This window comes from Limosilactobacillus sp., assembly GCF_051873035.1.
Classification (GTDB): Bacteria; Bacillota; Bacilli; order Lactobacillales; family Lactobacillaceae; genus Limosilactobacillus.
Window position 1 is genome coordinate 24,306 of record NZ_JBJEEL010000062.1, and the last position, 10,871, is coordinate 35,176.

General features: G+C 46.8%; 8 protein-coding genes. All 8 read left to right on the plus strand.

The window, feature by feature from the left end:
* Window positions 1-14 precede the first annotated feature (14 nt).
* Window positions 15-800 carry a DNA repair protein RecO gene (recO, locus tag ACI31H_RS06625; RefSeq protein WP_439771196.1) on the plus strand — a complete coding sequence of 262 codons (786 nt, stop codon included), beginning with the start codon at window positions 15-17 and terminating at the stop codon, window positions 798-800.
* 282 nt (window positions 801-1,082) lie between these two features.
* On the plus strand, window positions 1,083-2,081 hold the full coding sequence (gene glyQ / locus ACI31H_RS06630) for a glycine--tRNA ligase subunit alpha (RefSeq protein ID WP_439771197.1): 999 nt from the start codon (window positions 1,083-1,085) through the stop codon (window positions 2,079-2,081).
* A gap of 1 nt (window position 2,082) precedes the next feature.
* A complete protein-coding gene (glyS, locus tag ACI31H_RS06635; RefSeq protein ID WP_439771198.1) occupies window positions 2,083-4,158 on the plus strand; it encodes a glycine--tRNA ligase subunit beta in 2,076 nt (691 codons plus the stop codon).
* Between the two features lie 141 nt (window positions 4,159-4,299).
* Window positions 4,300-6,171 carry a DNA primase gene (gene dnaG / locus ACI31H_RS06640; protein WP_439771199.1) on the plus strand — a complete coding sequence of 624 codons (1,872 nt, stop codon included), beginning with the start codon at window positions 4,300-4,302 and terminating at the stop codon, window positions 6,169-6,171.
* Between the two features lies 1 nt (window position 6,172).
* Window positions 6,173-7,315 carry an RNA polymerase sigma factor RpoD gene (gene rpoD, locus ACI31H_RS06645; RefSeq protein WP_439771200.1) on the plus strand — a complete coding sequence of 381 codons (1,143 nt, stop codon included), beginning with the start codon at window positions 6,173-6,175 and terminating at the stop codon, window positions 7,313-7,315.
* Between the two features lie 449 nt (window positions 7,316-7,764).
* Window positions 7,765-7,899, plus strand: a complete 135-nt coding sequence (locus ACI31H_RS06650; RefSeq protein WP_439771201.1) for a MerR family transcriptional regulator — start codon at window positions 7,765-7,767, stop codon at window positions 7,897-7,899.
* A 48-nt stretch (window positions 7,900-7,947) separates the two neighbouring features.
* A complete protein-coding gene (locus ACI31H_RS06655) occupies window positions 7,948-8,925 on the plus strand; it encodes a class III bacteriocin (protein WP_439771203.1) in 978 nt (325 codons plus the stop codon).
* A 266-nt stretch (window positions 8,926-9,191) separates the two neighbouring features.
* Window positions 9,192-10,736 carry a family 43 glycosylhydrolase gene (locus ACI31H_RS06660; RefSeq protein ID WP_439771204.1) on the plus strand — a complete coding sequence of 515 codons (1,545 nt, stop codon included), beginning with the start codon at window positions 9,192-9,194 and terminating at the stop codon, window positions 10,734-10,736.
* Window positions 10,737-10,871 lie beyond the last annotated feature (135 nt).

Here is a 10,871-nt window from a genome sequence, read left to right on the forward strand (position 1 = left end):
GAGGAGGCGGGAGAATGGCGCGTGAAACGACCGACTTTCGAGGAATCGTCATCTACCGCCGTGATTACCGCGAACGGGATCTTCTGGTAAAAATGCTGACGGATCGGATTGGCCCGGCAATGTTCTATATTCGGGACGGTAAAAAACGGGGATTCCGGATGGCCAGTGATCTCCTGCCTTTTACCCACGGAACCTATATCGGCAGCCTAGCCGATGATGGCTTGAGTTTTATTAATACTGCTAGTGAAACACACCAGTACCAGCAAATTGCTGGTGACCTCAGTAAAAATGCCTATGCTAGTTATATTCTTTCCTTGGTGGACCACGCCTTTACAGACAACCGCCCCCTGGGTGGTTGGTTTGACCAGGTGGCGGCGGCGCTGGAGTTGATTAACCACGGCCGAGATGAGCAAGTCGTAACTAACGTTCTAGAGACCCAGCTATTAGCAGTCTTCGGGGTGGCACCAACCTGGCAGCACTGTGTTGTTTGTGGGCAAAGTGATGGTCCGCTAGACTTTTCCGAGCAGTATGGTGGGATGCTGTGTAGTCGGCACTGGTACCTTGACCCCCATCGCTTTCACTTAGACCGGCGGACGGTTTACTACCTCCAGCAGTTTGCGGGTCTTAACTTCCAACGGGTTAATAATATTAAGATTAATCCCCAAACCAAGCGCCGCCTCCAGTTGACGTTAGATACTATCTATGACGACCAGGTAGGACTCCATTTAAAAAGCAAACGGTTTATTCAGCAGATGAACCGGCTGGAACAAAAGATGGGCAATTTGGGGATGAATGATTGACAATTGGCAGAAGTTTTTCTATTATAAAACGTGTTTATTGGTAACACTTAATTGAATAAATGGCGTTGACGGAGATGAATGGTAGTCGACTTTGGTACAGCGAGTGGGGGAGAGTGTGAGCCCCGCTAAAAGAGCTATCGTAAGGCCCTCTAGCAGCCAACTAAACTAAGCTGTTTTGCAAGTATGCAAAAAAGCAGGGTGGAACCGCGAATTAATCTCGTCCCTGCAGTTACGGACTCCGTAGCTGGAGGGATTTTTATATTTATGAAGGGAAGTATTCAGATGACGACAAAGAAGTTAAGTGTTCAAGAAATCATCTTCACACTTGAGCAATACTGGGCAAAGCAAGGCTGTATGCTGATGCAGGCTTATGATAATGAAAAGGGTGCGGGGACGATGAGTCCGTATACCTTCTTGCGGGCAATTGGACCTGAACCGTGGAATGCAGCCTATGTGGAACCATCACGGCGGCCAGCGGACGGCCGTTATGGTGAAAACCCGAACCGTCTTTACCAACACCACCAGTTCCAGGTGATCATGAAGCCATCTCCGGATAATATCCAAGACCTCTACCTGGGAAGTTTAAAGGAACTGGGGATCGACCCACTGGAACACGATATCCGGTTTGTAGAAGATAATTGGGAGAACCCTTCCATGGGGTGTGCCGGTGTTGGTTGGGAAATCTGGCTAGACGGTATGGAAATTACCCAGTTTACCTACTTCCAAGTCGTTGGTGAATTACCGATGAGCCCGGTAGCCTCTGAAGTTACCTATGGTCTGGAACGACTGGCGGAATACATTCAAAATGTCGACTCCGTTTATGACCTGGAATGGGCAGATGGTGTTTTGTATGGTGATATTTTTAAGGAACCAGAATACGAACATTCCAAGTATGCCTTTGAGGAAAGCAACCAGGACATGCTTTTAGAGGCATTTAATAACTATGAAACTGAGGCTAAGCGGCTGATCAAGTTAGGACTTGTTCACCCTGCCTATGACTACGTCCTTAAGTGCAGTCACACCTTTAACTTACTGGATGCCCGGGGCGCCGTTTCCGTTACTGAACGGGCTGGTTACCTACACCGAATCCGGATTATGGCCAAGTCGATTGCCAAGGCCTTCGTGGAAGAACGCCGGAAGCGTGGTTTCCCGTTAATTCATGATGATAAGTTGCGGCAAAAGACGTTGGATGAGTACACCAAGAAGGCTGAAAAGGCTAAGCAACGAGCTGCTAAACAGGCCGCAAAACAGGCCAAGCGGGCACAAAAGGGGGACAAGTAAGATGGCAAACACATACTTATTGGAAGTTGGGGTCGAGGAAATGCCGGCCCACGTTGTCACACCAAGTATTAAGCAGTTACATGAACGGGTGGCAAACTATTTAAAAGAAGAACGGATCAGCTTTGATCAAATTCAAGATTACTCCACACCACGGCGGTTGGCATTATTGATTACCGGCCTAGGCGATAAGCAGCCAGATGTTGATGAATCCGTTAAGGGTCCGGCCAAGAAGATCGCCCAAGATGCCGATGGTAATTGGACCAAGGCAGCGATTGGATTTAGCCGGGGCCAAGGAGCTACCGTCGATGATATTGAATTTAAAGACGTTAAAGGGGTTGAATACGTCTTTGTTGAAAAGCACATTGCCGGGAAACCCGTTGCTGAAGTTCTGCAGGGCTTACCAGATGTAATTACTTCAATGACGTTCCCAACGTTGATGAAGTGGGGTTACAATAACCTTCAATTTATTCGGCCAATTCGTTGGTTGGTTTCACTGCTTAATGATCAGGTCGTCCCATTCAGTATTTTGGATGTAAAGGCGGGACGGACAACGCGTGGTCACCGTTTCTTGGGTCACAATGTTGAATTAAAGAACGCTAGTGACTATGTTGATGCCCTTTACAAAGAGTTCGTCATTGTGGATTCGGCCAAGCGGAAGCAGATTATCAGCGACCAGATCGACGCGATTGTTGAAGAACACAACTGGGTGATCGATAAGGATGCAGACTTGTTAGAAGAAGTTACTAACCTGGTTGAATGGCCAACGTCCTTTGCCGGTTCCTTTGATGAAAAGTACCTGGTATTGCCGGATGAAGTTTTGATCACGTCCATGAAGGATAACCAACGCTTCTTCTACCTCCGGGATCATGCTGGTAAACTCTTGCCACACTTTATTGCGGTTCGGAATGGTAACAAGGAGTACCTGGAAAACGTGATTAAGGGGAACGAACGGGTCTTGGTTCCACGACTGGAAGATGCCAAGTTCTTCTATGAAGAAGATCAGAAGCTAACAATCGACCAATATGTCGACCGGCTAAAGCGGGTTAGCTTCCATGATAAAATTAGTTCGATGTACGATAAGATGCAGCGGACAGCCGTGATTGCGCGGTTAATTGGCCAGCGGTTAGGCTTGACAGATGAAGAATTGGCTGACCTGGACCGGGCTGCTCATATTTACAAGTTTGACCTTACTACCCAGATGGTGGGTGAATTTGCCGAATTACAAGGTGTAATGGGTGAAATTTACGCCAAGCTCTTTGGTGAAAAAGCGGACGTGGCCACGGCGATTCGGGAACACTACATGCCAATTTCTGCTGAAGGAGCCCTGCCACAGACCAAACTGGGCGCTATCTTGGCAATCGCCGATAAGCTGGACAGCATCCTGAGCTTCTTTGCGGTTGACATGATTCCATCCGGCTCCAATGACCCGTATGCCTTGCGGCGGCAAGCATTTGGAATTGTTCGTATTATCAATGACCGGGGTTGGCACCTTTCATTGTTAGGGATCCAACCAGAATTAATCAAGGCCTTTGCGGCGGCTCAAATTACGACCGACTTCGACCTTACTAAGAACATGGCGGCGGTTCGTCAGTTCTTCTTGGACCGGATGAAGCAGTTCTTTAGCGCCCAAAAGCTTCGTCATGATATTATTGACGCGGTTACCGATACTAAGGCCGATGACATTGAAAATATCTTTGAGGCGGCCACGGCAATTAATGACCACAAGGATGATGCTAACTTTAAGGATGCTGTGGAAGCCCTGACGCGGGTTGTCCGGATCGCTAAGAAGGGGAAGCAGGATTCAACTTCGACCATCAACCCAGCACTATTTGAGAATCCGTCTGAGCAAAAACTGTATGATGCAGTAGCGGAGGTCAAAAAGCAGGCGGCTGACCGAACGATCGCAGAAAACTTCACCGCCTTACGGTCACTTTCGCCAGTAATTACTGAGTACTTTGACGAGAACATGATTATGGATAAGAACGAGGATATCCGTAACAACCGGCTGGCTCAACTTGGTGAGTTAGCCCGGCTCACCCGGTTAATGGGGAACCTGGACGACCTAATTGTTAAGTAGACTTTTTAGTTGCTTTACGGTTGTCTTGTGGTATCATATATATTAAGTAAACTATGGTTTAGATAAAGTAAAGGAGGGTCGCATTCCGTTGGGTTGCGGCCTTTCGTGACTGTTAGCAGCTTACAAAAGTGGGGTGGTTCAATGGCGAGAATACCGCGGACGGTAATTGATCAGGTGCGCAATTCAGTTGATATTGTTGACGTGATCGGTCGCTACGTTCAATTGAAGCGGGCAGGCAAGAGTTTTACCGGCCTTTGTCCATTTCACGATGAACAGACACCCTCCTTTTCGGTAAATGAAGAGAAGCAATACTATCACTGCTTTGGGTGTGGTCGTAGCGGTAACGTTTTTCAATTTTTAATGGACTACCAGCATATTGGTTTCGTAGAAGCCGTTACGGCGGTTGCTAAAGATGCCGGCATTGACCTACCAAGTCAATATACGACCAGTGACCACCATGAGCAGGTACCGGATAACAGTGAGGCCGGTCAATTGATCGCCTTACACCAAAAAGCCGCGCAGCTATACCATCACATACTAGTAAATACTCCTGCCGGTGAGGCCGGGCGCCGTTATTTGACCCGCCGGGGAACGTCGGCGGAGTTAATTGATCAGTTCCAGTTGGGGTTTGCACCGGATAAGGAAATCCTGGTTGCCTATTGTGAGCAACAAAAGCTTGATTACCAACTACTGCGTAAGTCCGGCCTGTTTACTGAGGACCAGGCGGGAAAGTTACACGACCGCTTTCAAGGCCGGGTCATGTACCCGATTAAGAACCAACGGGGACAGGTGATTGCCTTTTCCGGGCGCCTTTTGAAGACGGCGGATACCGATTTACCAAAATACCTTAACAGTCCAGAGACGCCGATTTTTAACAAACGCCGAACACTCTTTAACCTGGATGTTGCTAAAAAGGCGGTGCGTCAGACCGGCAAACTCTACCTTTTTGAGGGCTTTATGGATGTTATTTCGGCCTTTGGCGCGGGGGTTACGACGGGTATCGCCTCAATGGGGACGAGTTTTACAGAGGAACAAGTTGCGATTATTCGTCGAACAAGCCCCCAGCTAGATATTTGCTATGATGGGGATGATGCCGGGCAAAATGCCATTGACCGGGCAATTCAACTGGTGACGGGCCAAGCAACCGGGAAGCTTCAAGTACGAATTGTGCAACTACCGGCCGGTGTCGACCCGGATGAGTATGTCCAGCGGTTTGGTGCCGATCAATTTAATAATTATTTAGCTGGCCAAGAAGAGACGACGACGGACTTTTACTTGCGCTTCTTGCGGCGCGGTCGAAATTTAACCAACCAGAGTGAGTTAATTAACTATCTGGACCAGGCGTTGAAGGTGATTGCCAGGGTTTCAGCCCCGCTTGAACAGGATATGTACCTCGGTAAGCTGGCCCAGGAATTTTCCCTTGATAAGACCGCTCTTCAGGGGCAGTTGCGGCAAGTGCGCGACCAGTTAGGAATTAGGAAATCAACACCGGGACAAAACTACCGGCAGCAAGTTGCTAGCCAACAGGCCCCAGTGGTAACTGCTCATCAGCCAACGATCAAGCTGGGCCGGACCGAATTAGCAGAACGGTTACTGTTGTACTATATGTTGCACAGTCAAGAGGCATGGGCACACGTAACGGCAACGGATGGCTTTCACTTTGTCCACGAGAAGTACCAGACACTCTACCTTTTGGCGGCCAGTTACTTTACTGAGCATGGTGATTACTCAGTGGCGGATTTTCTAAATTACCTGAACGAAGATGAGCTGCGTAATACCCTTAGTCAGGTTGAACAGCAAAACGTTAATCCGGCAATTCAAATGGCGGTGGTCGATGACTGCATGCGGATTATCATGCACCAGACACCGCTAGCGGAACAGATTAGTCAGGTAAAAAAGGAGCTGAATGAAGCAGGTGCTCTAAACAATAGTGAATTAGTAATGCAGTTAACAGTGAAATTGGTGGACCTGTTAAAAGAACAGCAACAGTACAAAGCAGAGGAGACTAATTAATATGGCAAAGAGTAAGAAGAAGGACCTTGTTATTTCAAACAGTGACAATTTTGACCAACAAGAATACGACACTGCTGTTGGTAAGCTAATTCGTCACTATAAAAAGCAAAAGGAAATTCGTTATGACGAATTAACCGAGAAACTCGCCAAACCATACGAACTGAATGCGGATGGGATTGATAACCTCCTGCAAAACGTTGAAGATGCCGGCATTAGCGTTGTTGATGAAAATGGTGATCCGGATCCGCGGGCGTTAAAGGCAACCGAAAAGCTGTCCCAAAATGCAATGAAGGATACGTCCGCGCCAACGGGCGTTAAGATTAACGATCCAGTCCGGATGTACTTAAAGGAAATCGGGCGGGTTAACCTGTTGACGGCGGATGAGGAAGTTAAACTGGCCCTGCGAATTGAGCAGGGGGATGAAGTCGCTAAGCAGGAGCTGGCGGAAGCAAACCTCCGGCTGGTGGTTTCAATTGCTAAGCGGTACGTCGGCCGGGGGATGCAGTTCCTGGACCTGATTCAAGAAGGAAACATGGGGCTGATGAAGGCCGTGGAGAAGTTTGACTACCGGCGGGGCTTTAAATTCTCCACCTACGCAACGTGGTGGATTCGGCAGGCAATTACGCGGGCCATTGCGGACCAGGCCCGGACGATCCGGATTCCTGTCCACATGGTTGAAACGATTAATAAGTTGATCCGGATCCAGCGGCAGTTACTCCAGGACCTGGGTCGGGAACCACTTCCCGAAGAAATTGGTGCTGAGATGGATATGCCAACCGAAAAGGTACGTAATATCTTGAAGATTGCCCAAGAACCAGTTTCGCTGGAAACCCCAATTGGTGAAGAGGATGATTCGCACCTGGGAGACTTTATTGAGGACCAGGATGCTACTAGTCCAGCCGACCATGCTGCTTATGAGATGATGAAGAAGCAACTGGAAAACGTCTTAGACACCTTAACCGACCGGGAGGAAAATGTTTTGCGTCTGCGCTTTGGTCTTGATGACGGTCGGACGCGGACCCTGGAAGAAGTTGGGAAGGTCTTTGGCGTTACCCGTGAACGGATTCGGCAGATCGAAGCTAAGGCCCTCCGGAAGTTGCGTCACCCATCACGGTCCAAGCAACTGAAGGACTTCTTGGAGTAGTCTAATAGTTAAAGACGGTTAAAACTGCCCATTTCACTTATTAAATAAACTAGTAATGCGGTATGAATTCGGCGCTGTGACTTTTAAGTCTGTTATATATATCGATCAAAAGTCAACAGCGCGATCCACAAATGACCTCCAACGCTCGAGCTTCTCGAACGTTGGAGGTTTATTTGTGCTCGCGGGGGTTTCTAGAGGTTAGCTTGCGCTGAAAAAACGAAGTCGTAACCGTCTTTTGTTTCACTGTTATGAAGTGACCATTGTCAAAATTTGGCCTTGGTCATTTTTTATATCCACTGGATTGGTTTCCCGCACAGCAGAGCGGTGGTGTCCTCGGAATGATTACTAGTATACCAATTGTCCTCTTCCAAATTGCAATGTGGGTTGGTATGATTATAGTAAGCGCTTACTTGATGATTGCATAGCTTACTTGAGAAAGCAGTAATCAGATGAAAATTTCAGAAGTAAGCGTACTGTCAGTTTTATCGATTCGGACTTTACACTATTATGAACGGGAAATCATTCCACCAATTTCTGGGGATGAACGTGGTGATCGATATAAGTTATCGTTAGATCGGCAGTAGAAATTAAGAGATCAGTTGCCGATGCAGATAAAGAAAGAAGTAGATAGAATGGTCAAAAGTATTACACCCGAGTTGGTTTATCGTTTGAATGGGATGCATCATGTCGTGGCACAAGTTGGTGCGGTAAATGGTGATCACGTTTTTGCCCTACAGCTTCTTCACAGTGCACACGATGTATTGGTTTATCGAAAGCATGCCGGTTTAACTAAAAATATTGATTACGCCAATCCACATTTGGTTATGGCAAATTTTGGCCACACTCAAACCTGGGTGCCAGCTAATGACAATGATGAATATTTTGTTGGTGCTAAGCCTAATTCAGGTAACTGGACAACTCAAATTGCGCGGGTGAAATACCCACGGCTTTTACCAGAAAGGTACACTTCAAATACGCAGTTGCCACGTTTGTCACACTTAAACCACGTAACTGATCTTCCTTATGATGGCCACAACCACTTGCACAGAGTTGAGGCCTCTGTCTCACCAAATGGAAAGTATTTTATGATTGCCTCAATCTGGAATGATGGTTCCGGTCATTTTGGCTTATTTGATTTAAGTGAAGTAAACCAAAAGTTAGATGAGAATGGTACTAAGAATACGCCGATCACTGATCTTAATTGTTTGAGCGCATTTCATATCGATAATTTTGACAATCCAGATTTTACTCCGGAAGAAGAAAAGCCAAAGATAATCGATTCAGTTCAAGGCTACGCTATTGACGATGACAAGAATATTTATGTTTCTAATCAGTTATCACCAAAGATTAACCATGAAACGGGCGAAGTAACTACTTGGTCACGTAAGATTATCAAGTTTCCATGGGGTGAAACTAGTAGTGATAATTGGCAAGTGGTTATGGTTGATGGGATCGATTTATTAGATCGTTACAGTGAAATGGAAAGTATCCACGTTGTTGCACCTAATGATATTTATCTAACTGTGGCATATCACCAAAAGTACATTAAGGATGGAAAATACAAGCTTAGAACATTAGAAAACCAAATTTTCCATATTAGTGATTTGTAAGATAATATGGAAAACTTAATCAAGGAAAAATAGCTGATATGTCTTTAGTGTAGAGACTGTCAGCACTTCTTATTACGGTATGATACTAATCGCTGATTTTTCTCTACCAACAGTTATTTGGAAGGATCTTACTTCAACTGCTTGTCTTTTTCACTGCGCTTCTATAACCTATATCAAGATTTCTGCTGAATTAAAGGAGCGGAATGCTAAGGAAATGGCTGCTGAAAAGCCGCTAATAAATAATCAAATGGGGTGTTATTGTGAATATGATTAAAAATCCGGTTTTGACCGGTTTTAATCCAGATCCGGTTCTTTTTCGTGATGAGCAACGTTACTACCTAGTTGTATCAACGTTTGAATGGCTACCGGGCATCCGGATTTACTCATCCACTAATCTGGCCAATTGGCATTACGAAACGTCGGCGCTTAATTCAACAATGGGGGTTGACCTGCGGGGGAACCCAACCGGCTGTTCAATTTGGGGGCCGTTTGCTACCTACCATGCTGGGCGGTATTACATTGTCTTTACGAACGTCAACGCAACCCGGGTACCGTATAAGGACGTTGATAATTTTATAATTACTGCGACCGATATTCATGGACCATGGAGTAGGCCGGTTTATGTTAATAGCTCGGGTTTCGACCCTTCAATCTTTTTTGACGATGATGGCAGAGCTTATTTCTTAAATACGCTCTGGGATTACCGGCTATCAACGCATAACAAGTCCTGTGGAATTGTTATGCAAGAACTTGATCCCGTTTCCTTTGAACTGATTGGCACGCCCCGGCGAATTTTTGCTGGTACCGCGGCACGTAAGACAGAAGCACCACAGATTTATAAGCAGAATGGCTATTATTACCTGTTAACGGCTGAGGGGGGAACGGGGTTGAACCACCAAGAGACGGTAGCCCGGAGTAAGAATATTTGGGGACCATATGAAGTCGATCCCCAAACACCATTGATTACTTCCGCGGGTCACCCAGAGCTGACCCTGCAGGCGGCTGGTCACGCAAGCTTGATGGAAACCGCCGAGCACGAGTGGTATCTTGCCCACCTGTGTACCCGACCGTTACCGGGAAACCGACCGATCCTTGGCCGGGAAACGGCAATTCAACGTGTTGAGTGGACGGCCGATAACTGGTTGCGGTTAGCAAGCGGCGCTCACTTACCTGCTAATGAGGTAGTTATCCCTCAAAATAGTTCAACGGTCGAAGAGGTGACCCACGGTTTTAAAGATGACCTGCGGCACGGCCTGGACCCACGCTATTGGAATACCTTACGCCAGTTTGCTTCTGCAGAATGGTGTTGTGCCAGCAGTCAGGGCTTGTTAATTCGCGGTGGTCAGTCTCCGCAGTCGGAATTTGACCAGCATGTTGTGGCCACCCGTCAGTATGACTTTGGGGTAACGGCCGAAGTGACGATGACCTATCACCCCACGACCTATCTGCAGCTGGCCGGGATGACAATGTACTTGGATACGAGCAATTACATCTTACTGATGGCAACGGTTGACGAGGAGAATCAGCCAATCGTTGTACTTCAGCAGGAAGTAGCCGGTAAATTTGAGCAGGTCGCTGCGGTAAGGACGAATGGTGCTGGTCACTATCATTTCAAGATGGTTATTAATGATACCAAGGCCGAGTATTGGGTTGATGACGGTTCCACTAATCAAAAGGTGGGCCAATTAGACGTATCGTTTCTTTCCGGTGGCTATACTGGTGACTTTATTGGAATGAATGTCATTGACATGCACCGTCGTAACCACACGGCCGCCCGGTTTGAGAACTTCTCGTACCACGCTGACTATTAACCTAGTATTAAGTAGTTTTACGGGGATGCTGTGGCCACAATTCTTTACAATCAAGACTAGGAAGCCCGATAACTTTTTAAAAATGGCAGATTGCAAGAAATAACTTGAACGAATTTAATGACGTAAATTAAGCAG